Here is a 23,698-nt window from a genome sequence, read left to right on the forward strand (position 1 = left end):
GCTTCCGGCGCACCCGCTGGACAAGAGCGCCAGAGTCGACGCCTTGCAGTTTGTCCAGGGGCCGATCCGCCCTCGCCGACCCCAGAACGCATCTCTTCCTAAGCCCGGCCACGCAGCCCGGCCGCCCAGCGCGGCGCTGCGCCCTGCCTGCGCTACAGCGACCCTGCGCCACGGCGCCACGGAATCCCTCGCCGGAGCCACGGCGCCACGCTGCATGCCGGAGCCACGGCGAAACGGAATCCCTCGCTGGATCGCCGGGGGAGTGCGGCACCTGCCTGCCCGCCCCGCGCGAACCCCCACACCTGACCGTCGCAAAAGGCGCCGCAGAGCGTTCAGACGGTCCTCACCCAGCACGGCCCGCATGCGTCCAGATCACACGCCGCCTTCACGAGCCCACACTCGACAGCAGCGCAGCGCGCCTCCGCGCCGCACAGCGCAGCGATCTCCGCATGCCGCACCCTGCACCCCTCCCAATCCGCGGTCGCGGTCGCAGTCGCAGTCGCAGTCGCAGTCGCAGTCGCAGTCGCAGTCGCAGTCGCAGTCGCAGTCGCAGTCGCACCGACGATGCTCGACGCGCTGCCGGTGGCGCACCACCAGCTGCTCGGTCACAGGCTGACCGTAGGGGCGCAGATCTCCCGCATCATCCGATGAAGAGGCGACCCGCTAGGAACAGGCGGCCCCGCTACCGCGACCGGCCGGCCCACTCCGAGCCCAACATCGCGTACACGACCTCATCGGTCCACTCGCCCTTGACCAGCTCGTTCTCCACCAGGTGCGCCTCACGCCGCATCCCCAGCTTCTCCAGCACCCGCGCCGAAGCCGTATTGCGGCCATCCAGCCGCCCCACGATCCGATGCAGCCCCAGCTCCTCGAACCCCAGCCGCAGCATCTCCCTGCTCGCCTCCGGCGCATACCCCTTGCCGTGGTAGTCAGGGTGCAGCACGTACCCGATCTCACCCTGCTCGTGCTGCCGGCTGGTCCAGATCAGCAGCGCCTGCCCGATCACCTGCCCCGACTCCCGCAACGTCACGGCAAGGTCGAGCAGATCGCCCTCCTCCCGCAACGCCACCCGCCTCACCCGCTGGTCCAGCATCTCGCGCGAACCCTCAAGATCCCGCGCCTCCCAGTACAGGAACCGCGCCACCTCGGGCAACCGCTCCCATGCATGAACAGCCGCGAGATCATCACGGGTGAAAGGACGCAACGACAGCCGATCCGTCACGATCGGAAAAGAAGGCGTGAGCACGCCCGCAGTCTAGAAACCACACCCCCCGAAAGCGACACAATTTCCATCTGCGGCAGAACCGGCGACACCAGCTCCCGGCCGACCCCCCACAGCCGCCCTCCCCACAGGCCCGCACACCCGCGCCACCTAAGCTGACCCGCATGCACCTCGACGCCGCCCGCAAACTCTGGCAACCCACCCCTGGCTGGCTCAACACCGCCAGCTACGGCCTGCCGCCCACCCCCGCCTACGACCAGCTCCAGACCGCACTCACCCAATGGCGCCACGGCAGCACCGACTGGCAACCCTGGGACGACCAGGTCACCCACTCCCGCGCCGCCTTCGCCACCCTCATCGGCGCCCCCACCGCCGACATCACCGTCAGCTCCACCGCCTCCCAGATCATCTCCCAACTCGCCACCGCCCTCCCACCAGGCGCCCGCGTCCTCATCCCCGACATCGAATTCACCAGCAACGTCTACCCGTGGGCCATCGCCGCCCACGTCGACACCGCACCACCCGACCGGCTGGCCGACGCCATCACCCCCGACACCACCGCCGTCGCCTTCAGCCTCGTCCAGTCGGCCACCGGCAAGCTCGCCCCCCTCGACGACATCATCCAGGCCGCCCGCGCCCACGACACCCTCGTCATCGCCGACGCCAGTCAAGCCTGCGGCTGGCTACCCCTCACCACCGACGGCCTCGACGCCCTCGTCTGCGCCGCCTACAAATGGCTCATGTGCCCCCGCGGCGCCGCCTTCGGCTACCTGTCACCCCGCCTGCGCGAACGCATGACACCCACCGCCGCCAACTGGTACTCCGGCACCAGCATGTACGGCATGCCGCTCACCCACCACCCGGACGCCCGCGCCTTCGACCTGTCACCGGCCTGGTTCTCCTACGTCGCCGCCGCCCCCACCCTCGACCTGCTCAACCAGCTCGACATCCACGACATCCACCGGCACAACCTCGCCATGGCCAACCGCTTCCGCACCGGCCTCGGCCAACCGCCCGGCGACAGCGCCATCGTCTCCCTCGACAGCCCCCACCCCGACACCCCCCAACGCCTCGAGCGCGCAGGCGTCCGCATGGCCGTACGCGCCGGAAAACTACGCGCCAGCTTCCACCTCTACACCACCGAACTCGACGTCGACCTCGCCCTGGAGGCCCTGGCATGACCGTGCTGCACATCGCCTACGCCACCGACTGGCACCACGCCCAGCAAAGCGGCGAATACCGCATCTCCACCCGCGGCCGCACCCTCGACCAGGAAGGCTTCATCCACCTCAGCGCCGACCGCCGCCAAGCCCGAACCGTCACCGACCGCTTCTACGCCGACGTCACCGAGCCGCTCCTCCTCCTGGAGATCGACCCCACCGGCCTCGACATCCGCTACGAAACCCCACCCGGAACCGACGAGACCTTCCCCCACCTGTACGGCCCCCTGCCCACCAGCTCAGTGACCGCCGTTCACGAACACAACACCCGCTGAATCCGCCGCGACGCCACCCACAACCCGACCCCCGCCAGCACCACCAGATACAGCGCGTGCCCCGCCAGCGCCCACTCCAGCCGCCCCAACGCCAGACCCCGCACCAACTCCACCGCGTGATACAGCGGCGTCACCTCCACCACCGCCGCCAGCACCGGCGGATAACCCCCCACCGGCGCGAACGTCCCCGAGAACAGGAACAACGAGAACTGCGCCGCCGTCATCAGATCGAAGTCCTGCCACCCCCGCAAGAACGTCGACACCGCCATCCCCGCAGCCCCGAACGCCACCCCCACCAGCATCGTCGCAGGAAAAGCCGCCAGCGCCCACCACGGCTCGGCCAACCCCATCACCGCCATCACCAGCAAGAACGCCGCCGTATAGAACGCACTGCGCATCATCGCCCACGTCAGCTCACCCAGCGCCACCTCGATCGGCCGCACCGGCGTCGCCAGGATCGCCTCGAACGTCTTGGCGTACTTCATCTTGAAGAAGAAGTTGAACGTCGTCTCGGCCAGCGCACCGTTCATCGCCGACGCCGCCAGCATCGCCGGAGCCACGAACACCGCATAGGACACCACCCGCCCATCACCCAGCGGAATCCGCCCCACCAGCGCACCCACACCGATCCCGATCGACAGCAGGTACAGCAACGGCTCGAAAAACCCCGACACCAGCACCAGCCAGTACGAGGCCCCGCTCCGCAACGCCCCCACATTGCGGCCCACCACCGCACCGACCCGCCCCGCCGACACCCGCCGGGCCACCACCAAGGTCACCATGATCAGTCCTGAAGTCGCTTACGGTAGGCGACGGCCGCCCAATACAACCCCGCCACACACAACACCAGCAGATAACCCACGTGCGCCCACACCGGCCACGGGGGAGCGGCACCCAGCGTCGCCGCCCGGCACAACTCCACCGCATGCCACAACGGCGACGCATACGCCACCAACCGCACCAGCGCCGGCAACTGCTCCACCGGAAAGAACACCCCCGCGAACAACGTCGAGGGAATCATGACGAACCGAAACAGCAACGCGAAGTAACTGTCATGATCGATCGACGCCGCGAACGCCGTCACCGGCGCCGCCACCGCGACCGCCAGCAAAGCCACCACCGGCACCGTCGCCACCGACCACACCGACGCCAACGCCCCGAACGCACCCACCACGACCAGAAACACCACGGCCGCGATCAGCACCCGGAACACGATGTAGAGCATCCACCCGCGCACCATGTCCCACGCCGACACCCGCGTGGCGAACATCGCGTGCGCACCCCGCGTCCACTTGAACTCACCCATCACGCTGTAGGTGCACTCACCGACCGCCATCTGGAACGCCGTCGAGGCCAACACCCCCGGCACGATCCACTCCACGTACGGCACGCCACCCACCGTGCCGACATAACCGCCGACACCCAGCCCGATGCTCGCCAGGAACAACAGCGGCAACAGGAACGACGAGAACAACGACGCCCGCCACAACCGCCTGTACAGCGTCAGATGCCGCTCCAGCACCGCCACCGTCGGATGCGCCATCAGTCCACCAACGTCCGGCCGGTCAGGTGCAGGAACACATCCTCCAGCGACGAACGCCGCACCAGCACGCTGGAGGGCGCCAACCCCCTGCGATGCACCTCCGCCACCGCCTCGTCCCCGTCCTTGGCATACAGCAGGATCCGATCAGGCAGCACATCCACCCGATCACCCACCCCCGACAACCGCTCCGTGAACCCCCGCAGCGGCGCACCCCCGAACCGCAACTCCACCACCTCGGGCGACGAATACGTCTCGATCAGCGACCGCGGCGACCCCTCGGCCACGATCCGCCCGCCGTCCATCACCACCAGCCGATCACACAACTGCTCGGCCTCGTCCATGTAGTGCGTCGTCAACACCAACGTCACCCCACGCTGCTTCAACCGGAACAACCGCTCCCACAGCAGATGCCGCGCCTGCGGATCCAGCCCCGTCGTCGGCTCGTCCAGCAACACCAGATCAGGCTCGTTCACCAACGCCCGCGCGATCGTCAACCGCCGCTTCATCCCACCCGACAGCGGCTCCACCTTGCTCGACGCCTTCTCCGTCAACTGCGCGAACTCCAGCATCTCCGCCGCCCGCTCCCGCGCCTGCGCCCGCGACAACCCGAAGTAACGCGCATACGTCGTCAGGTTCTCCCGCACCGTCAGATCGGGATCGAGATTGTCCAACTGCGGGCACACACCCAGCCGCGCCCTGATCGCCGGCCCCTCCCGCACCGGATCCATCCCCAGGATCCGCAACTCACCGGCCGACGGCATCGACACACACGAGATCATCCGCATCGTCGACGACTTGCCGGCCCCATTGGGCCCCAGGAACCCGAACGCCTCGCCGGGCGCCACCTCCAGATCGATGCCGTCCACCGCGGTGAAGTCACCGAACCGCTTGACCAGCCCGCGCGCGTAGATAAGAGGATGAAGAGCAGCCACGAGCCCGCACCCTAACCAACCCCACCGACAAAACCGCAACCGATTAAATCAACGCCATGGACACCCGCACCGCCGCCCAACACTTCGCCGACACCTGGCAGCAGGCCTGGACGCACCACGACATCGACGCCCTCGCCAGCCTCTACGCCGACCACGCCGTCCACACCAGCATGCCCTTCCGCCCACCCCACCACGGCAAAGCGGCCATCCTCGACTACATCCGCTGGTCCTTCGACGGCGAGACCCCCATCACCGTCACCTTCCACACCCCGCTCGTCGACGCCGACCGCGCCGCCATCGAGTTCCGCGTCCACGCCCTCGACGGCGACCAGCCCACCGTCCTGGCCGGCTGCGTCTTCGCCCGCTTCGACCCCGACGGCCTCGCCGTCGAAACCCGCGACTACTGGCACACCCAACCGGAACCGCACGATCACACACCGTGACGAACCCGCGGCCCCGTCGCCAACCCCACCGCCACCACCATCGGGGACAACCGATCGATGCACACGGTGACCAGCCCACGCCAGCAGCGCAGGCGGCAGGCGGCAGGCGGCAGGCGGCAGGCGGCAGGCGGCAGGCGGCAGGCGGCAGGCGGCAGGCGGCAGGCGGCAGGCGGCAGGCGGCAGGCGGCACAGACTACAGGTGGGCGTGGACTGCGGATGGCGTGGACTACGGGTGGCGTGGACTACGGGTGGCGTGGACTACGGGTGGGCGCGGGCGCCTCCCGCGGACGGCCAGGAGAGCCGACAGCCCATCCGGCCGTCCGGCGGTCCGTGGGGGATTGCATCCCCGCCGCGCCTTGCCAGAGGTCGCCGCCCGCGTCCGACGCCGGCCGCCCCACCGGCTCGACGACACCCAGCGCGCCCCACAACTCCGGGCCTCCCACACTTCCACCCCTCAGCACCGCCGGCCCCGCACCGTCAGCGCAGAGCCATGGCCGGCTCGCCAGCCCACCAACTCGCCGCCGTCGGACGCGTACCGCCCGGCGCCGCCCGCCAGCGGGGGAGAGGCACCTCCCACCCGGGCCGGCAACACCAGCGCAGACCGGGGGAGCGGGACGATCACCCCGCCTCACGCCTCACGCCGCACCTCACGCAACCGCATGACCCCCGCGACGCACGACCCCACCATGACCCCGTGACTCAGGACCCAGGTGTCCCAGGGCCCCGTGTCCGGGCGACACCTAACCCGGTTCTCCGCTTGACCCCCGTCTCCGATGACCGGTCTGCAGGACTGCGGCAACTCGCATCGCCACGTGCTGAATCCGGCCACCATACGGCCGACCGGTCTCACGCCCAGGCCATGACCAGCCGGGTGTGACGCTTGGCGAACACGCGGCCGACAGCCGGAACCGGCACCGCGACCTCAGCGGGATAGAGCGCGAAATCCGGACCGGGATGCCCCCTCCAGTCACGATCCCACGTCCGCACATGGCCATGAAGCCGCCGCATGAGCTCTGCGGCGCCGGGCCCGTGCCCGTGCACACCGAGCTCCCACCCGCGTTCCCCGGCCTCGCCGTCCACCGGAGCCTCGCGCAGGGTGAGATAGGCGAAACTGTCCGGCGTGATCAGGGCCGGGCAGTACCAGCGCGTGGCGGGCTCCACGACCCGGCCGCCGTCGCGCTCCCAGTCCCGCCAGATCATGCCGAAAGACTCATCCATGGTCACGATCCACAGGTTCAGCGAGTCGAACGACTCGCCGCGCCGCACGGTCACCCCAGTCCACGCCTCGACCCGGCTCGACGTCAGCGCCCGGTCGAGCGCGCCGACGTCGAGTTCAGGCCCGCCCTCGATCGTCAGCCGCACACCACCATCCGCGACAACCGCCTCCTGATGCGGATGCACCCCCGCGCCCTGCATCGCGACGAACCCGCACACGGTCGGATCCAGCCCGACGAACCCGTCGCCCTCACGCACGAACGTGATCGACCTGGTGATCGTCCCGAACACCAGCGGAACCACCATCCGGCCGCCCACGGCCAGCAGGCGCCCCCACGGGCAGTCCCACGCCCCGACCGTGACCAGGATGGCGTCGAAGCCCTCGACCGGCACGTACCCGTCGGCCGCGTCCTCGGCGTCCCCCAGGACCACCGTCACCTGCGGATAGCCGGTCTCGGCCAGGAAACGGCCCGCCCGCTCGGTGACGAACGGGTCGATGTCCACGGTGACCACCAGACCCGCCGGGCCGACCACCTCGGCGATCAGCGCCGCGTTGTACCCGCCCGACCCGATCTCCAGCACCTTCGCCCCGGGAAAGAGCCGGGCGGCCTCCAGCATCTCCGCCTGCAGCCAGGGCGCGCTGATCGAGCTCGTCGCCCTGCCCGCGTCATCGCGCTTGGTGACGACCACGTCCTGCACGGAGTAGGCGGCCTCGAGCGGCGCCTCCGGCGCGAACCTCTCGCGCGGCACCTTCGCGAAGGCCGTCGCGATCTCGGGGGAGCGGATCGAGCCCCGCTCGGTCAGCGCCGCGACCATGTCGGCGCGCAGGCGGTCGGGCGTCTCGGATGACGGGGCGTCTGCGGTCATCGGCCAACACTACGTTCGCCCGGCGACAGTCCCGGGCCTGCGGGCGAGGTACGGACAGCCCCGGCCAATGCCACCCGCAAGCGGCGACCCGGACCTTCCCCAACCGCCACGAAAGATCAGCCCCCCGCACGCCAGGGGCCTGCTCCCGCCGAACGCCAGGAAGGCCGGCGCAGGACAGGGGAAGGCAGGTGGGCGGGGGCAGGCGGGTGTGCGGGCAGGGGCCGACCATGGGCGGCGTGACCATGGGCGGCGGCCGCCACGACGAGGACGACGGCGAGGGCGATGACGGCCAGGACGGCGACGAGAATGCCCATCTCGGCACGAGAGCTCATCCCCGCGGGGGAGCGCGCCGAGACGATGGCGGAGAAGTGGAGCCCCCTCCGGCACCCCGCCGCCGCCCACCAGGGCAGGATCGCGGCCACCACCGACACGCTCGGCACCCCGCTGAAGCCTTGAGATCAACCCGCCAAGACAGAAGCAACGCCTTGTCGGCCGACTCGGCCAGCCCGCCCGCCAGGTGCTCAATAGAAGACGCCTCGACGCCGTCGAGACGGCCGACGCCATCCTCACCGCCGCCACCGCGGAAGAGGCCGAAACCGAATTCATGAACGGCCTGCGCCTACCGAACCGCTCCTGACCATTACCGTGCGCGACCCAGGCGGACCGGCCGAAGCACCCCGAACCGGGCAGCGGGGGAGAGGAGCACGCCCGAACACCGAAAGGCCCGCAGGGCCGTACCCCGCAGGCCATCACGCCCGGTTGAAGAACCTAGGACGTCAACACGCGTACACCAGGAGACTGCGGCACCGCCACGGGCGCCTGCCGTACGACCTCCACCGGCTGCTGGTGAAGCTGCGGCTGCTGCCGCGCGGCGATCCGCTCGGCACACCCGCCCTCGCAGTAACCGTTGGTGACGATCAGCCGAGCACGAGTCGCCGTGTACGACTCACGCCCCGAAGCGGGCAGAACCCCCTGGCACACCTGGCACAAGACCGCGTCGTTCCCCACGTGTGCTCCCTTATCCGACGTACGGACTACCCACACTATGCGACACGCCCATCCCGGGTCAGCCTTTCCCACGAACCGTCAAAGCCTCCGTCAGGAGAGCGCGGCGAAAGCACTACTTGACATAATGTTCATTATCGAGCAAACGTTGATCGCGTACGATCGCGCCATGCCCAACATCGGAGTGCCCGAGATAGGCATCCTCGTCGCCGTCCTGGCCGTCATCGCCATCGCCGTCGTCCTCGTCGTGACGGCCGCCGCGCGCGCAGGCCGCACCTCCGTCACCCACATGAGCACCGGCGGCCCGCTGCCGCCACACGACCTGGAAAGCGCCCTGCGCACACTGATCGCCGACGGCAAGCAGATCCACGCCATCAAGCTTTTGCGTCAGCACACCGGCCTCGGACTCAAATCCGCCAAGGACGCCGTCGAGGCCATGGCCGCGGGCCGCGACCACCCCGCGCTGGCCCGCCTGCGACCGCCCGCACCCGCTCTGGCCAGGCCCGACCTGGCCACCAGGGTCCGCGAGCTCAAGGCCGCCGGCCGTACCGAGCAGGCCGTGCACCTGGTGATCGGCGAGACGGGCATGAGCCTGGGCGACGCCGAGACCTTCGTCCGGACCCTGTGATCCCTTACGATCGCATCATGACGAGCATGGGCTCCCTCGTCCTGCTGACCGTTCTCGTGACCGCCTTGATCATCTCGCTGATCGTCCTGGCCGTACGGCTGACGCGGCATCCGCGCAACCGGCTCCTGCCCAGCCTGGACATCACCGACCAGGCGCGCGAACTGAAGGCGACGGGCCAGTTCCAGGACGCGGTCTTCCTGGTGCGCGGCGAAACGGGCATGAGTCACCGCGCCGCCACCCGATTCGTACGGAAGCTATGAATCAACGCTAAACCGGACAGAAGGTGAATTCTGTTTGGTTTAGAAAACGGGGCGAACCGGACCTCCGGCCTGCCCTCGACGGCTCACGCGCGCAGCCGGCTCCCGCAACCGGCTCCACAAAGCGGGCGCGGCGCCGCTCCCCCCGCCGCCTCTCCCCCGGTCGCGGATCATGCGAGCACATCGGGTCGCGTGACACCCTCTCCCCCGGCGCGGCCCGCTTTCGCTCACGCCACAAACCCATGCGAAATGCCCGCTTTATCCCCTTTCGCCCAGATCTCGGCGCCGGAAAAATCGGGAATTTGCGCTGTTCTGTCACTCGGGTTTGCTTGGGCGTGTCAGCATCACTTGCCTAGTCGAAGGTTCAGCTCTGAAGGATGCTCCAAAGTGCGGATTCTGCTTCTTGTCTCGGCGTTCAACGGCCTGACCCAGCGCGCGTGGATCGAGTTGCGCGAAGCCGGTCACGAGGTGACCGTCGAACTCGCGATCTCCGAGGAGGTCATGCTCGAGGCGGTGTCCCTGGCCAAGCCGGACCTGATCATCTGCCCCTTCCTGAAGGACCGGGTGCCCGAGCGGCTCTGGCGCGAGCACCGGGTGATCATCATTCACCCCGGCCCGCGCGGCGACCGGGGACCGTCGTCGCTGGACTGGGCGATCCTGGACGGCGAGCGGCGCTGGGGCGTGACGGCCTTGCAGGCGGCCGAGGAGATGGACGCGGGGCCGATCTGGGGGTGGCGGGAGTTCGCGCTGCCGGAGGATCCGATGCGCAAGAGCAGCCTGTACAACGGCCTGGTGACCGATGCGGCCACGGAGTTGGTGCTGGAGGTGGCGCGCAAGGCGGAGGACCCGTCGTTCGTGCCGGCGCCGCTGGACTACGGGCGGCCCGAGGTGTGGGGCCGGTTGCGGCCGGCGATGCGGCGGGCGGATCGGGAGTTCTCGTGGGCGGAGTCGTCGGATCGGGTGGTGCGGCGGATCAGGGCCGCTGACGGGGCGCCGGGGGCGGCGGCGGTGTTGTGCGGGATGGACGTGCGGGTGTTCGACGCGCGGCTGGGGCCGCAGCTTCTGGGTCAGCCGGGTTCGGTGGCGGCGCGCCGGGGTGGGGCGGTGCTGGTGCACACCGGGGACGGGACGGTGTGGGTGGGCCAGTTGCGGCGTGAGGACCGTGGTGGGGTGAAGCTGCCGGCGGTGTCGGTGCTGCGGCGGCGGCTGGGGCGGGCTCCGGCTTCTCAGCCGGGGTTCTCGGAGATCACGTATCAGCGGGCCGGCCGGGTGGGGGTGGTGAGTTTCGACTTCTACAACGGGGCGATGGCCACCAACCAGTGCCGGCGGTTGGTGGAGGCGCTGCAGTACGCGGTGGCGCAGGACACGCGGGTGCTGGTGGTGCGGGGTGGTGAGGTGTTCTCCAACGGGATCCATCTCAATGTGATCGAGTCGGCGCGTCATCCGGAGATGGAGGCGTGGATGAACATCAATGCGATCAACGGGGTGTGCCGGGAGATCATCGGGTGTACGGGGCAGTTGGTGGTGGCGTCGGTGGGTGGTAATGCTGGTGCCGGTGGGGTGATGATGGCGCTGGGGGCCGATCGGGTGCTGGTGCGGGAGGGTCGGGTGCTGAACCCGCACTATCGGACGATGGGGTTGTTCGGTTCGGAGTATTGGACGTATGTGTTGCCGGCGCGGGTGGGCGTGGAGCGGGCGCAGGAGTTGACGGGTGCGGCTTTGCCGGTGGGGGCGCAGCAGGCGGTGTCGATGGGCTTGGCCGATCGGGTGGTGAAGGGGTCGCGGGAGGAGTTCGAGCAGGAGGTTCTGGAGTACGCCGAGCGGTTGGCGGGGCGTGATGACCATGGGGATCTGGTGCGGAGGAAGCTGGCGCGGCGGGAGGAGGATGAGCGGCGCAAGCCGTTGGACGCGTATCGGATCGAGGAGTTGGCGGAGATGAGCCGGGACATGTTCGATGATCGGCGGGGGTTCGCAGCGGCGCGGCGGGATTTTGTGGGGAAGGTTAAGGCGGTGGTGACGCCTGAGCATCTTGCGTCTCATCGTGGTGTGTCTGGTCTCTGAGGTCACGCCTGTCGCTGCAAGATCTCATATGTGAGATATGTTGCCTCTTGTGGCAGATGACTATCTTGTACGGATCGGTAAGCTGATCAGGGACGCGCGCCAGCACCGCGGGTGGACGCAGCAGCAGCTCGCGGAGGCGCTGGGCACCAGCCAGAGCGCGGTCAACCGCATCGAAAAGGGCAACCAGAACATCAGTCTTGAGATGATCGCCCGTATCGGTGAGGCGCTCGACAGCGAGATCGTGTCCCTGGGCTACGCCGGTCCGATGCACCTGCGGGTGGTGGGCGGCCGGCGGCTGTCGGGCAGCATCGAGGTGAAGACCAGCAAGAACGCCTGCGTGGCGTTGCTGTGCGCGTCGCTGCTGAACTCCGGCCGGACGATCCTGCGCAAGGTGGCGCGGATCGAGGAGGTCTACCGGATCCTGGAGGTGCTGGCCTCCATCGGGGTGCGGGCGCGGTGGATCAACGGCGGCGGCGATCTGGAGATCGTGCCGCCGGCCCGGCTGGACCTGGCCTCGATGGACACCGAGGCGGCCCGCCGTACCAGGAGTGTGATCATGTTCCTGGGGCCGTTGATGCACCGCACCGACCAGTTCGAGATCCCGTACGCCGGCGGGTGCGACCTGGGGACGCGGACGGTGCAGCCGCACATGAGCGCGCTGCGGCACTTCGGGCTCGAGGTGACGGCCACGGGCGGGATGTACCACGCCAAGGTGGACGCCTCGGTCTCCCCCAGCCGGCCGATCGTGCTGACCGAGCGGGGCGACACGGTGACGGAGAACGCGCTTCTGGCCGCGGCGCGTCACGACGGGGTGTCGGTGATCCGCAACGCCTCCTCCAACTACATGGTGCAGGACCTGTGCTTCTTCCTGGAGGAGCTGGGTGTGAAGGTGGAGGGGGTCGGCACCACGACGCTGACGGTGCACGGGGTGCCGCACATCGAGGTGGATGTGGACTACTCCCCCTCCGAGGATCCGGTGGAGGCGATGAGCCTGCTGGCGGCCGCCGTGGTGACCTCCTCGGAGCTGACGATCTGCCGGGTGCCGATCGAGTTCCTGGAGATCGAGCTGGCGGTGCTGGAGGAGATGGGCCTCGACCATGACCGGGGGGCGGAGTACCGGGCGGCCAACGGCCGTACGCGGCTGGTGGATCTGACGGTGCGGCCCTCGCGGCTGGTCTCCCCCACCGACAAGATCCATCCGATGCCGTTTCCCGGGCTCAACATCGACAACGTGCCGTTCTTCGCGGCGATCGCGGCCACGGCGCAGGGCTCGACGCTCATCCACGACTGGGTCTACGATAACCGGGCGATCTACCTGACGGAGCTGACGCGGCTGGGGGCGTCGGTGAAGCTGCTGGATCCGCACCGGGTGCTGGTGGAGGGGCCGACGCGGTGGCGTTCGGCGGAGATGATGTGCCCTCCGGCGCTGCGTCCGGCGGTGGTGGTGCTGCTGGCGATGATGGCGGCCGAGGGCACCTCGGTGCTGCGCAACGTCTACGTCATCAACCGGGGGTATGAGGATCTGGCCGAGCGGTTGACGGCGCTGGGCGCGCGGATCGAGATCTTCCGCGACATCTAGGGTGCGGGTCCGGGGCCGGCGGACGAGCCGGCCGGCCCCGGACCGGCTGTGCTTTTGTCGGTGCCGCTCGATACGGTCGTGCCGCGGATCTTCTAGGCGAGGAGGGGCATGCGGCCGGCGGAGCTCAACAGGCTGACGGTGGCGCAGGCGGTCGACCGCTATGTGGAGCTGGTGCGCGCCAGGACGGTGACGGGGGCGCTGTCGGCCTCGACGGCCGAGGTGTACGCGCGTGACGCGGCGACGCTGGTGGCGTTGGCCGGTGAGGAGACCGTGCTCGACGATCTGACCGGCGAGGACGTGGATGCGATCTTGCTGGCGTTCGCGCGCAAGCCGGACGGGCGGCGCTCCGGTGCGGGCGGGGGGTTGCAGCGCGCTTCGTCGCAGGCGCGTTTCCGGCGGTCGATCTCGGCGTTGTTCAAGCACGCGACGCTGGCCGGCTGGGTGCAGATCAATCCGATGGCGGCGGCGACGGTGACGGCCAGGGAGCGCGGCGGGTTGCGGCCCGAACGGCGGGCGTTGACGCGTGAGCAGGCGCAGGGCTTGATCGGGGCGGCGCGGGAGCTGCGGCCGGCCGAGCCGGCGGCCGGGGGGCGGCGCAGGCGCGGCGACCAGCGGATGGAGCTGCGTGACGGGTTGATCGTGCTGCTGCTGTCGACGCTGGGGCCGCGGGTGTCGGAGCTGGTGCGGGCCAACGTGGAGGATTTCTACACCAACGACGGGGTGCGCTACTGGCGGATCTTCGGTAAGGGCGGCAGGACGCGGGACGTGCCGTTGCCCGCGGTGGTGGCCGAGGCGCTGGAGGCGTACCTGGCGGGCGGGCGGGCCGAGTCGGCCGACAAGGCGTTGCTGCTGTCGTGGCGGGGGCGGCGGCTGGCGCGTGGTGACGTGCAGGCGGTGATCGACAGGGTGCAGCAGGGGGTGGATCCGGCGCAGCGGCGTTCGGTGACGCCGCACGGGCTGCGGCACACGACGGCGACGCATCTGCTGGCTGACGCGGTCGACATGGACGCGGTGCGCAGGGTGCTGGGTCACAGTGACCTGTCGACGCTGGGCCGCTACCGTGACGAGCTGCCGGGTGAGCTGGAGGTGGCGATGCGCGTCCATCCGCTGCTGAAGCCGCCGCCCGACGGGCGTGGGTGATCGTCGGGTACGGCAGGCGGTGGCCGGCCTCTGCCCGTCCAGGGCCCGCTGTCGTCGCGGGAGCGGAGGCCCCGCTCCTTCATGACGTCAGGGATGCGCCTGCTCGGGGGCGCGTGGCCGGGGCGGGCGACGGGCGGCCATGATGGAGGCATGATGTCGGCTGTGCTGTCGTTCGCGGTTGTCGCGGGTTTCCTCACGATCGTCCCTGGCCTTGACACGGCGCTGGTGCTGCGTTCGGCGTTGACGCAGGGCAGGCGGCAGGCGTTCGCGACCGCCCTGGGGATCAACACCGGTGTGCTGGTGTGGGGGGCGGCGGCCGCGGCGGGCCTGTCGGCGCTGCTGGCCGCTTCGCAGGTGGCCTTCACGGTGGTGCGGTACGCGGGCGCGGCCTACATGGTGTGGTTCGGCGTGTCGTTGATCGTCAAGTCGTGGCGGGAGGGTCTGGCGGCGTCCGCGCCCGCGCCAGCCGGGAGCGGCGGTGGTGTGCTGGCGGCGTGGGCGCGGGGCGCGCTGACGAACCTGCTCAATCCGAAGATCGGCGTCTTCTACGTGGCGTTGCTGCCGCAGTTCCTGCCGCCGGAGGCGCCGCCGCTGGTGGGCGGGCTGCTGCTGGCGTTGGTGCACAACCTCGAGGGCATGGTGTGGTTCGCGGTGCTGATCGCGGGGGCGCAGGTGGCACGGTCGTGGCTGGAGCGGGCGTGGGCGCGCAGGGTCGTCGACGGGGTGACCGGGGCGGTGCTGGTGGGTTTCGGGGTGCGGCTGGCCTTGTCGCCGCAGTAGCGCCGGTGGTGGGTGCGTGCGCGACCATGGGCGGTGTGCGCGACCATGGGCGGTGTGCGTGGCCTGCACCCGCATGACCTGCATGGCGGGCGCGGTGGTGCGGGTGGCGGGCCTCACCGATGACGCTTGTCCCTCCGCCCCGCCGCGCTGCCTGGGCGCCTCTCCCCCGCGTCTCGTGCCTGGCGCCCGTCCCCGTGTGTCCCTGACCGGGGACGTGCGGCTGCGTCTCTGCGCCCCCGGTGCCGCGTCCGGTGACACCCCGAGCGGAAGGCCAGCGGCCGATCAGCAGCCGATGCTGAAGGTCTTCCGGCGCGGCGGGGAGATGATCCGTCAAGCTCCTCTGCGCGCCCTCGGCCCGGGATCAGCCCCAGCTACGGGCTGACCAGCGCTAGATCGAGCAGGTCGATGCCAACCGGGGTGCGCTCGGTCGCGATCCGGCCCACCGACCACGGGCCGGGGAACCGGTGCAGCAGTGCGTGAACCGCGACCGCGAGCTCGTGCCTGGCCAGATGCGCGCCGAGGCAGAAGTGCACGCCGTGGCCGAAGGAAAGGTGCTCGTTGGGCGTTCGGTCGGGACGGAACTCCTCCGGCTCGGCGAACACCCGGGGGTCCCGGTTGGCCGACAGCACCATGGCGATCACCCGCTGGCCGGTCTCGATGGTGTGCCCGGCGATGCCGGCCGGGCCGGTGGTGAACCGGTCGGTGCCACCGATCGGGGGCAGGAACCGCAGCACCTCCTCGACAGCATCCGGTACCAGTCCAGGGTCAGCACGCAGCTGGGCCAGTGCGTCCGGGTGAGCCGCCAGGCACAGCACGGTGTTGACCAGCAGGGTCTTGGTCGTCTCGTGGCCGTTGATGAGCAGCAGCGTGCAGAAGTTGATCAACTCATCGTCGGACAGCCGGCTGCCGTCCGGTTCGGCGGCCAGCAGAGTGTCGATCACGTCGCCTTGGGGCCGGGCGCGGTGCTCGGCGAACACCTCCATGAGGTACTCGACCAGTTCGGCTTGTGCGGTGCGGAACGCGGCCTGACGTACCGGGTCCTCGGCGAACGAGCCGGCGAAGGAGGTGATCGCCTCGGTCCAGCGCACGAAGTCCGGTTGCCGGTCGGCTTCGACTCCGAGCAGTGCGGCGATGGTGCGCACCGGCAACGGGTAGCCGAGCTGGCCGATCACGTCCAGCTCACCGTCCACATCGGCCAGTTGCATCCGCACGGTGTCGGTGATCGAGGGGAGCAACGCCTGGATCGCGCGGGGCGTGAAGGCCCGGCTGACCAGTCGGCGCAGCAGGTGGTGCCGGGGCGGGTCCATCGTCGACAGACCGCCGAGAACCGGGTTGTCCCGGTGCGGCACGGGTTGCGAGCTGTAGCGCAGCTCGTCGGAGGAGAACGTCGAGTAGTCGGTGAGCACCTGGTTCACCTCGGTGTAGCCGTGCACCACCCAGGCACCGAACGGTTCGACGAAACGCACCCCGTCCCCGGCCAGACCGTCCCGTGCGGTCTCCCGGTGCCAGTCGAGGATCTCCATGACAACGTCATCAGCCATGCGTCGAGTGTGTTAGCCCCGGCTGGTCGAGGCTTGGAGAAAACGGACATCCGGCAGCAACGTGGTCGGCGGCGCCCCCACCGCGTGCCGGAATTCGGCGAGCAGGTGTGACTGGTCGTAGCAGCCGCTGCGCACGGCGATGGCCGCCCAGTTCGGGCGCTCGCCCTTGGCCACCGCGGCGTGCGCGGCGGCGAGCGCGTGGTGCAGCCGCACCACGCGCGCGTAGGACTTGGGCCGCAGCCCGACCGCCACCATGAACCGCCGCCGAAGTTGCCGCTCGGACAACCCAGCCTGGGCGGCATGCCGGTCGACCGGCGCACCTGGCGCCGCGTGCATGGCCGCCAGCACGATGCGCACCCGCTCGTCGACCCGGCATCGCCCAGCCCGCGCCCGCACCAGTGCCAGCGCCCCTGCCAGCCGCTCGATCACCGGCCCGTCCAGGCGCCCGACCTCGATGGGCGCCCCGGCCAGCGGCACCTCGTCGGCCGCGACCCCGAACAGCCCGGTCACCGTCCCCGGTCGCAGCCGCACCCCCACCAGGGACCCGCCCTCGGGCAGCGCCCCCTGCCGAGCGCGCGTCTCCGGCCCGGCCAACCAGCACGCCCCATCAGGCATGACCAGCAGGTCGACGGCGGGTTGCGGCAACCCTCTGGGCACCACGTCGCCGTCGAGCACCCAATTCCCGGACACCAGGTGGGTCAGGTCGGCGGGCACGGGCGGAGCGGTCACCCGTGCAGTCAACCCGGTGGGCCGCCGCGTTCGCCAGCGATTAAGCGAACGGTGGACGCGGAATCGAACCCCTAACTCACCCCCTGCCGCCGCGCGGCCGTCCGGCGAGCTGTCGTGTAGGCAGGCAACCACGGGCTCCTGGCCGGCCGAGATGCGTAGACAACACCTCCGCTACCAGGAGCCCGTCCTGTCAGCCCGTGGTGGCGGCGCTCCTGACCGGCTGGCGCAGCAGGGTGCGCAGCTTGGCCGGGTCCTGCTCCTGCGGGTCCGACAGGTACACCTCGTGATGCGGCCCGTTGTGGACCAGGCCGTGCTCCTTCATGTACTCCTCCATCGCCGCCAGCGTCAGATGCTCCTCACTGAAGGGCCCCTCGTGCAGAAACTCCACACACTCGCCCTCGGTGAAGGTGACCACCTGCACCCGGTCGACCGCCGCGCCGGAGGGACGGGCGGCCTCTCTGGCCGCCTCCATCGCGCCGGGCTCGGGCGCCTGCGGCAGCGGCAGGTGCAGGTGCCAGCGCCACTCGGCGCGCGGCACGGTCAGCGGCGGGCGGCTGTCCTCCACCCACCAGCGGCCCTCCATCGGGCCGACGGCGGCGTTCATGGCGCCGGCCACGGTGTAGAGGGCGGTGACCGCCGCGCCGTACTCCGGGCCGCCCGGCTCGCCCAGACCGGTGACGGTCAGCGCGGTGACGGGCCCATAGCTGGTCTTCATGATCAATCCTCCAAAGGAATCTGCAGATGTGTGACGAGCTGGTCAGGAGGGGTCCGGGCGGGGTCGGAGACATACACCTCGCGGATCGGGCCACCTGCGGCCTGGCCGCGCTCGGCGCACCAGGCCAGCAGGGCGTGGGCGGTCAGCGTGACCTGGTCGTAGGGGCCGACGTGGGTGGCCTGGGCGAACCGGCCGCCAGGCAGCACGCGCGGCCTGGTCCCGGCGATCGGCTCGCCGGTCACCAGCGCCACCTCGACCGTGCACGGTTCGGTCAGCTCGACGGGGAACAACCCGATCAGCTGCGGCTCCCGCACGGCCGTACCGGCTGCCGCCAGGAGGCGGGCCACACAGGCGGAGGTGGCGCGGGCGATGTCCAGGTCGCCCGCGGCCTGCTCCCCCGTCACCGCCACCAGCCGTGACGGTTCCTCCACCTCGACCACCTGCGCGGACGGCAGCCCTTCGCTCATGACCCTTTCGAGGGCGGCCAGCGTGCGCCGCCGCCTTCGAAGCTCGGCCTCCAGGTCGTCGCGGACCCGGCCGAGCGCGCCTTCGGTTCCTGACAGGACCTGGCCGATGACCGCCAGCGGGACGTCCAGCGAACGCAGCAACCCGATCGACAGCGCCTGGCGGGCCTGGGACGGGTGGTAGTAGCGGTAGCCGCTGTCGTCGTCGATGTGGGCGGGCCGCAGCAGGCCGAGCTCGGCGTAGTGGCGCAGCTGCTTGACGCTGAGCCTGCTGAGGCGGGCGAACTGCCCGATCGGCAGAAGATCCATGGCTCAAGCATGGACTCTCCCACCGAGGGAGAGTCCAGCCGACGTTGACCCTCACGTATCGGGAGGGTCCATGCTGGGGGCATGAGTTTGTCCGTGGGGCAGGTCTCGCGCCTGGCGGGGGTGACGGTGCGGACCCTGCACCACTACGACGAGATCGGGCTGCTGTCGCCGAGCCGGCGCAGCCAGGCGGGCTACCGCCGCTACGACGACTCAGACCTCGAACGGCTGCAGCAGGTGCTGTTCTACCGGGAGCTCGGCTTCGGCCTGGAGGAGATCATCGGCATCCTCGACGAGCCGGGCAGCGACGAGATGACGCACCTGCGCCGCCAGCACGAGCTGCTCACCGCGCGCATCGACCGGCTGCGCCAGATGGTGGCGGCCGTGGAGGTCGCGATGGAGGCGCACACCATGAACATCACGCTGACGCCCGAGGAACGCCTGGAGGTCTTCGGCGACTTCCGGCCCGAAGCCTACGAGGCGGAGGCGCAGCGGCGCTGGGGCGACAGCCCCCTCTACGCCGAAAGCCGCCGCCGCGTCGCCTCCTACACCAAGGCCGACTGGGTGCGGCAGCGCGGCGAGGCCGAGGCGATCACCGCCGACCTGGTGGAGGCGTTGAAAGCCGGGCTGCCCGCCGGCAGCGGGCAGGTGATGGACCTGGCCGAGCGGCACCGCCTGCACATCAGCCGCTGGTTCTACCCGTGCTCACCCGACGTCCACCGGGGCCTGGGCGAACTGTATGTGAACGACCCGCGTTTCACCGCGACGTTCGAGGCGCAGGCGCCGGGCCTTGCCGCCTACCTGAGCGAAGCCATCCGGGCCAACACCGCCCGCCTGCGGGCCGAGTGAGAGCAGGCGGGCGGTACGGCAGGGCGGGCCGTCAGCGGACCGTCAAAGGCTGCCGGGCACCGGCTACGGGCCGGGGGTGCCGATGACGACGGTGGCCTCCATCTCCTCGCAGGTGACCACGCGGGCGCGCAACCCGCTGCTGGTGAACGTCTCGACGGCCTGCGGCGCCTGCCGGCGGCTGGTCTCCACCAGCAGGCTCGCGCCGGGCGCCAGCCACACCGGGGCGGCGTCCGTCACCCGGCGCATGACCTGCAGCCCGTCGGCTCCGCCGTCGAGCGCCACCCGCGGCTCGTGCACGCGGGCCTCGGCGGGCAGCAGGTCGACCTCCTGGCTGGGCACGTAGGGGACGTTGGCGATCAGGACGTCGATCCGGCCGCGCAGCCGCTCGGGCAGCGCTGCCAGCAGGTCGCCGTGGTGGACGTGACCGCCGAGCCCGTCGAGGTTGCGGCGGGCGCAGTCCACCGCGGCCGTCTCGATGTCGGCGGCGTGCAGTTCGAGCCCGGGCACGGCGGTGGCGACCGCGGCGCCCAGGGCGCCCGACCCGCAGCACAGGTCGACCACGACGGCGGGCCGGTCGGGGGCGCCGGCCCGGCGGGCCAGCTCGATGGCCTGCCGGGCGAGGATTTCGGTACGGCGGCGCGGGACGAACACCCCGGGATCGACCGCCACGCGCAGGCCGCAGAACCGCGCCCAGCCCAGGACGTGTTCCAGCGGCAGGCCGGCGGCGCGCCGTTCGACCATGGAGGTCAGCTGGTCGGGGGTGGCGGCCGTGGCGATGAGCAGTTCGGCTTCGTCCTCGGCGAAGACGCAACCCGCCGAGCGCAGGGTGGTGACGATGAGGGACAGCAATGGAGCCGGCATGGGCGCCTTTCGGGAAAAAGATCCTGTGGGCGCTCCCCCGGGTCACGCGCGTGTGGCGGCCCGGGCGGCTGTGCGGTGGGAGCACCCAGCCTGACGTGGCGAAATGGGTCTCACCTCCTTGGTCGCTGCCGTGCTGGAGATCGCCACGATACCGGAGCGTCCCCGGCGCCGTCACCCGGGGTGCCCTCCGCGGCCGGCGCGAGGAAGCCAGGGCGTCGGCCGGGGTTCCGTCGGCCGGGGTTCGGCCGCCTCCCAGGGGCCGCCGGGGGCCGGCCGCTCAGCTCGCCAGTTCCGCGGTGAAGCCGGTCAGCAGCGCGGTGACCTGCTCGGGCCGCTCCAGCGGCGGCAGATGGCCGGTCCCGGGCAGGTCGACGCGCCGCGCCCCGGCGATCCCGGCCGTCAGCAGGTCCGACACCTGCTGGATGCCCGGCACGTCACACAGCCCGTTGACGACCAGCGTCGGCACCCGCACCTCGCCCAGCCGTTCGGCGGCCGCGGGGGTCAGGAACCTCTGGACGGTCGGCGGGCCGCTCCACAGCCGCTCGAACACCTTGCGGCACATCGTCACCGCCCGCTCCCACACCTGGTCGGTCAGGTCGGCCCGCCCCCGCGAAGGGCCGGCGACCTGCCACAGCACCTGCGCCCGCGCCATCGCCAGCGCGTCGCCCGGCTCGACCTCGGCGCCGCCCTGCCGGTAGCGGGCCAGCCGCTCGGCCGGCACCGCGCTGTTCACCCGCTCGCGGGCCTGCTCCAGCATCTCCGGCGGCCAGGTGTGCCCGGCCAGCCCGGAGGCGATCAGCGCCAGGCCGCTGACCCTGGAGGGGGCGGCCAGCGCGGCCTCGACCGCGTAGGCGCCGCCCATCGAGCAGCCCACCAGGGCCGCCCGCTCGACCTCGAGTCTGTCCATCAGCGCCAGCAGGTCCTCGTGGTGGCACACCTGGCCGTCGGTGTCGCCGGAGCGGCCGTATCCGCGCCAGTCGTAACGGATCACCCGGTGGCCGGCGGCCAGCGCGGCGAACTGGTGGTCCCACATGCGGCGATCGGCGATGGCGCCATGGATCAGGATCACCGCGGGCCCGTGGCCCGCCTCTTCGTAACTCAGCATGCCGGGCAACCTAGCGGGACGGCCGCCGCCGCGGCGATCATGTTCGCCACCGGCGTGCACGGCCGCCGCCGGCTGTAGGAGGCGGGGCGGGGCGGCCGACCCGTGGCGCTGCGCGTGCTTGCCGGACTTCTCGTCGGCGAAGATCCGGATACAGCCCGCTTCGGTGAGGGCGCTGGTGGCAGGGGCTTCAGCGGGCACGCTCGACCCGAGCTTCGTCCCAGACCGGTTCGCTGCTCTCGTAGACGGTTCCGTCGGCGCCGAAGATGAGGAAGCGGTCGAAGTCGGCGGCGAACCAGCGGTCATGGGTGACGGCCAACACGGTGCCGGCGAAGGACGCAAGGCCCTGTTGCAGGGCCTCGGCGCTGGCCAGATCGAGATTGTCGGTCGGTTCGTCGAGCAGCAGCAGCGTCGCACCCGACAGTTCCAGCAGCAGGATCTGCAGCCTGGCCTGCTGCCCGCCGGACAGGGTCTCGAACCGCTGATGGGCGGCGGGTGCGAGTTCGTAGCGGGCGAGCGCGGCCATGGCTTCGTTCAGCGTGAGGGCATGCCCTGCTGTGACCAGTTCGGCGGGGGTGTGGCCGTGCAGGTCGGGCCTGGCGTGAGTCTGCGCGAAGTGGCCGGGCACAACCCGGGCGCCCAGCCGTACAGAACCGCTGTGACGTACCGAGGGGACCGCGCCGTCCGCCGCTTCGGCCAGCAATCGCAGGAAATGAGATTTGCCCGAGCCGTTGGAGCCGAGGACGCCCACGCGTTCGCCGTACCAGATCTCGGCGTCGAACGGCCGCATCAGTCCGGTGAGTTCCAGGGCGTCGCAGACGACGGCGCGTTTGCCGGTCCGGCCGCCGCGCAGTCGCATCCGCACGTTCTGCCGCTTGGGCGGGCGCTCGGGCGGGCCTGCCTCCTCGAAGCGCGCCAGCCGCGTGCGGGCGGCCCGGTAGGCGGACGACAGCGCGTCGTTGTTGGCCGCTGTCTGCCGGAGGGTCTGCACCAGGCGCTTGAGCTTGGCGTGCTCCTCGTCCCAGCGGCGGCGGCGTTCCTCCAACCGGTCGATACGGTGCTGGCGGCCCTGAGCGTAGGTGGCGAAGCCCGCGCCGTGGACCCAGACGCCGCGCGACTCCGCGGTCACGATGCGGTCCGTTGCGTTAGCCAGCAGCTGCCGGTCGTGGGAGACCAGTAGCACGGTCTTGGAAGTGGCACGCAGCTGATCTTCCAGCCATAGCTTGGCGGGCACGTCGAGGTAGTTGTCCGGCTCGTCCAGCAGCAGGACCTGATCCGGCCCGCGCAGCAGCGCCTCCAGGACGATGCGCTTTTGCTCGCCGCCCGACAGGGTACTCACGGGGCGTTCCCGGACCGCGTCGTAGGGCAGGCCCAAGGCCGCGGTCGCGCAGGTGTCCCACACCACCTCCATGTCGTAGCCGCCGGCGTCGGCGTAGTCGCTGATCGCCTGCGCATAGGCCAGCTGCGTCGTCTCGTCGTCGCGTTCCGCCACCGCTGATTCCGCCCGTTCCAGGTCGGCGGCGGTGGCGCGGACCCGGTCGGAGGCCACGGACAGCAGCAGATCATGCAGGGTCCGGTCGTCGCGGACGCTGCCGATGAACTGCCGCATCACCCCCAGCCCACCCGAGCAGGCCACCCGGCCGTCGTCCGGTTGCAGATCTCCGGCGATCAGTCGCAGCAGGGTGGTCTTGCCCGCGCCGTTCGGTCCCACCAGCCCGGCCTTGGCGCCCTCGCCGATGCGGAACGACACCTCGTGAAGGAGCAGCCGGCCGTCCGGCAGCACGTATGTGAGCCGGTCCACCTCGATGTGTCCCGCCACCGTGTTCCTCCCTGCCGGTCGCACTTCGGACCATGATCGGACCGTCGTTCTGGCAACCAGATCATTGATCCAGTGCTCGAACACCATACTAGACTTGCCTTCGCCAAGGGGAGGGACGCATTGGGAACGAAACACTCAGGATCGC

The 23,698-nt window shown here is 70.6% G+C and carries 23 protein-coding genes; 11 read left to right on the forward strand and 12 right to left on the reverse strand.

What is annotated here, in order from left to right; all coding sequences use genetic code 11:
* Positions 1-682: 682 nt before the first annotated feature.
* Positions 683-1,246: a GNAT family N-acetyltransferase gene (locus ACWEVS_RS08030; RefSeq protein WP_354918513.1), complete on the reverse strand. Its 564-nt coding sequence runs from the start codon at positions 1,244-1,246 to the stop codon at positions 683-685.
* Between the two features lie 140 nt (positions 1,247-1,386).
* Between ACWEVS_RS08030 and ACWEVS_RS08035 the strand changes: the two genes are divergently transcribed.
* Both ACWEVS_RS08035 and ACWEVS_RS08040 read left to right on the forward strand, forming a co-directional pair.
* Complete coding sequence (locus ACWEVS_RS08035) at positions 1,387-2,403, forward strand: aminotransferase class V-fold PLP-dependent enzyme (RefSeq protein WP_449922303.1); 1,017 nt, start codon at positions 1,387-1,389, stop codon at positions 2,401-2,403.
* On the forward strand, positions 2,400-2,717 hold the full coding sequence (locus ACWEVS_RS08040; RefSeq protein ID WP_354918507.1) for a DUF952 domain-containing protein: 318 nt from the start codon (positions 2,400-2,402) through the stop codon (positions 2,715-2,717). Before ACWEVS_RS08035 ends, ACWEVS_RS08040 begins: the two co-directional genes overlap by 4 nt.
* Here ACWEVS_RS08040 and ACWEVS_RS08045 read toward each other — a convergent pair.
* The 3 genes from ACWEVS_RS08045 to ACWEVS_RS08055 are packed head-to-tail and all read right to left on the reverse strand — an operon-like array spanning position 2,696 to position 5,192.
* Positions 2,696-3,499 (reverse strand): ABC transporter permease, encoded by an 804-nt coding sequence (locus ACWEVS_RS08045; RefSeq protein ID WP_354918504.1) that lies wholly within the window; start codon positions 3,497-3,499, stop codon positions 2,696-2,698. The genes ACWEVS_RS08040 and ACWEVS_RS08045 overlap by 22 nt on opposite strands.
* Before the next feature lie 2 nt (positions 3,500-3,501).
* On the reverse strand, positions 3,502-4,260 hold the full coding sequence (locus ACWEVS_RS08050; protein ID WP_449922307.1) for an ABC transporter permease: 759 nt from the start codon (positions 4,258-4,260) through the stop codon (positions 3,502-3,504).
* Positions 4,260-5,192, reverse strand: coding sequence for an ABC transporter ATP-binding protein (locus tag ACWEVS_RS08055; protein WP_449922309.1), 933 nt, complete (start codon positions 5,190-5,192; stop codon positions 4,260-4,262). The genes ACWEVS_RS08050 and ACWEVS_RS08055 overlap by 1 nt, the downstream gene beginning before the upstream one ends.
* Positions 5,193-5,248: 56 nt before the next feature.
* Here ACWEVS_RS08055 and ACWEVS_RS08060 point away from each other — a divergent pair, with 56 nt between their 5' ends.
* Positions 5,249-5,635, forward strand: coding sequence for a nuclear transport factor 2 family protein (locus ACWEVS_RS08060; protein ID WP_452550524.1), 387 nt, complete (start codon positions 5,249-5,251; stop codon positions 5,633-5,635).
* Between the two features lie 846 nt (positions 5,636-6,481).
* Here ACWEVS_RS08060 and fxlM read toward each other — a convergent pair.
* Complete coding sequence (fxlM, locus tag ACWEVS_RS08065) at positions 6,482-7,717, reverse strand: methyltransferase, FxLD system (protein WP_452550526.1); 1,236 nt, start codon at positions 7,715-7,717, stop codon at positions 6,482-6,484.
* Between the two features lie 306 nt (positions 7,718-8,023).
* On the opposite strand from fxlM, the gene ACWEVS_RS08070 reads away from it, so the two are divergent.
* From ACWEVS_RS08070 to ACWEVS_RS08100, 7 genes are all read left to right on the forward strand, one after another.
* Positions 8,024-8,173: a hypothetical protein gene (locus ACWEVS_RS08070; protein WP_452550528.1), complete on the forward strand. Its 150-nt coding sequence runs from the start codon at positions 8,024-8,026 to the stop codon at positions 8,171-8,173.
* A gap of 718 nt (positions 8,174-8,891) precedes the next feature.
* Positions 8,892-9,350, forward strand: coding sequence for a ribosomal protein L7/L12 (locus tag ACWEVS_RS08075; protein WP_449922317.1), 459 nt, complete (start codon positions 8,892-8,894; stop codon positions 9,348-9,350).
* Between the two features lie 17 nt (positions 9,351-9,367).
* A complete protein-coding gene (locus ACWEVS_RS08080) occupies positions 9,368-9,610 on the forward strand; it encodes a hypothetical protein (protein ID WP_452550530.1) in 243 nt (80 codons plus the stop codon).
* A gap of 384 nt (positions 9,611-9,994) precedes the next feature.
* A complete protein-coding gene (locus ACWEVS_RS08085) occupies positions 9,995-11,668 on the forward strand; it encodes an enoyl-CoA hydratase-related protein (RefSeq protein WP_452550532.1) in 1,674 nt (557 codons plus the stop codon).
* Between the two features lie 49 nt (positions 11,669-11,717).
* Positions 11,718-13,247, forward strand: coding sequence for a helix-turn-helix domain-containing protein (locus ACWEVS_RS08090; RefSeq protein ID WP_449922319.1), 1,530 nt, complete (start codon positions 11,718-11,720; stop codon positions 13,245-13,247).
* 108 nt (positions 13,248-13,355) lie between these two features.
* A complete protein-coding gene (locus ACWEVS_RS08095; protein ID WP_452550534.1) occupies positions 13,356-14,387 on the forward strand; it encodes a tyrosine-type recombinase/integrase in 1,032 nt (343 codons plus the stop codon).
* A gap of 150 nt (positions 14,388-14,537) precedes the next feature.
* Positions 14,538-15,167 carry a LysE family translocator gene (locus ACWEVS_RS08100; RefSeq protein ID WP_452415311.1) on the forward strand — a complete coding sequence of 210 codons (630 nt, stop codon included), beginning with the start codon at positions 14,538-14,540 and terminating at the stop codon, positions 15,165-15,167.
* Between the two features lie 371 nt (positions 15,168-15,538).
* Here ACWEVS_RS08100 and ACWEVS_RS08105 read toward each other — a convergent pair whose 3' ends face one another.
* The 4 genes from ACWEVS_RS08105 to ACWEVS_RS08120 all read right to left on the reverse strand — a co-directional run bounded on the left by ACWEVS_RS08105 (position 15,539) and on the right by ACWEVS_RS08120 (position 18,925).
* A complete protein-coding gene (locus ACWEVS_RS08105; protein ID WP_452550536.1) occupies positions 15,539-16,708 on the reverse strand; it encodes a cytochrome P450 in 1,170 nt (389 codons plus the stop codon).
* A gap of 12 nt (positions 16,709-16,720) precedes the next feature.
* Positions 16,721-17,437 (reverse strand): helix-turn-helix domain-containing protein, encoded by a 717-nt coding sequence (locus ACWEVS_RS08110; RefSeq protein WP_449922326.1) that lies wholly within the window; start codon positions 17,435-17,437, stop codon positions 16,721-16,723.
* Between the two features lie 190 nt (positions 17,438-17,627).
* A complete protein-coding gene (locus ACWEVS_RS08115; protein WP_449922328.1) occupies positions 17,628-18,152 on the reverse strand; it encodes a GyrI-like domain-containing protein in 525 nt (174 codons plus the stop codon).
* A gap of 2 nt (positions 18,153-18,154) precedes the next feature.
* Entirely contained in the window at positions 18,155-18,925 is a 771-nt protein-coding gene (locus tag ACWEVS_RS08120) for a MerR family transcriptional regulator (protein WP_449922330.1), read from the reverse strand.
* An 81-nt stretch (positions 18,926-19,006) separates the two neighbouring features.
* On the opposite strand from ACWEVS_RS08120, the gene ACWEVS_RS08125 reads away from it, so the two are divergent.
* Complete coding sequence (locus ACWEVS_RS08125) at positions 19,007-19,771, forward strand: MerR family transcriptional regulator (RefSeq protein ID WP_452550539.1); 765 nt, start codon at positions 19,007-19,009, stop codon at positions 19,769-19,771.
* A 63-nt stretch (positions 19,772-19,834) separates the two neighbouring features.
* Here ACWEVS_RS08125 and ACWEVS_RS08130 read toward each other — a convergent pair whose 3' ends face one another.
* The 3 genes from ACWEVS_RS08130 to ACWEVS_RS08140 all read right to left on the reverse strand — a co-directional run bounded on the left by ACWEVS_RS08130 (position 19,835) and on the right by ACWEVS_RS08140 (position 23,640).
* Positions 19,835-20,632, reverse strand: a complete 798-nt coding sequence (locus tag ACWEVS_RS08130; RefSeq protein WP_452550540.1) for a putative protein N(5)-glutamine methyltransferase — start codon at positions 20,630-20,632, stop codon at positions 19,835-19,837.
* Between the two features lie 277 nt (positions 20,633-20,909).
* Entirely contained in the window at positions 20,910-21,737 is an 828-nt protein-coding gene (locus ACWEVS_RS08135) for an alpha/beta fold hydrolase (protein ID WP_449922335.1), read from the reverse strand.
* Between the two features lie 187 nt (positions 21,738-21,924).
* Positions 21,925-23,640: an ABC-F family ATP-binding cassette domain-containing protein gene (locus ACWEVS_RS08140; RefSeq protein ID WP_452550542.1), complete on the reverse strand. Its 1,716-nt coding sequence runs from the start codon at positions 23,638-23,640 to the stop codon at positions 21,925-21,927.
* Between the last annotated feature and the right edge of the window lie 58 nt (positions 23,641-23,698).

The organism is Nonomuraea sp. NPDC003754, from assembly GCF_053605785.1.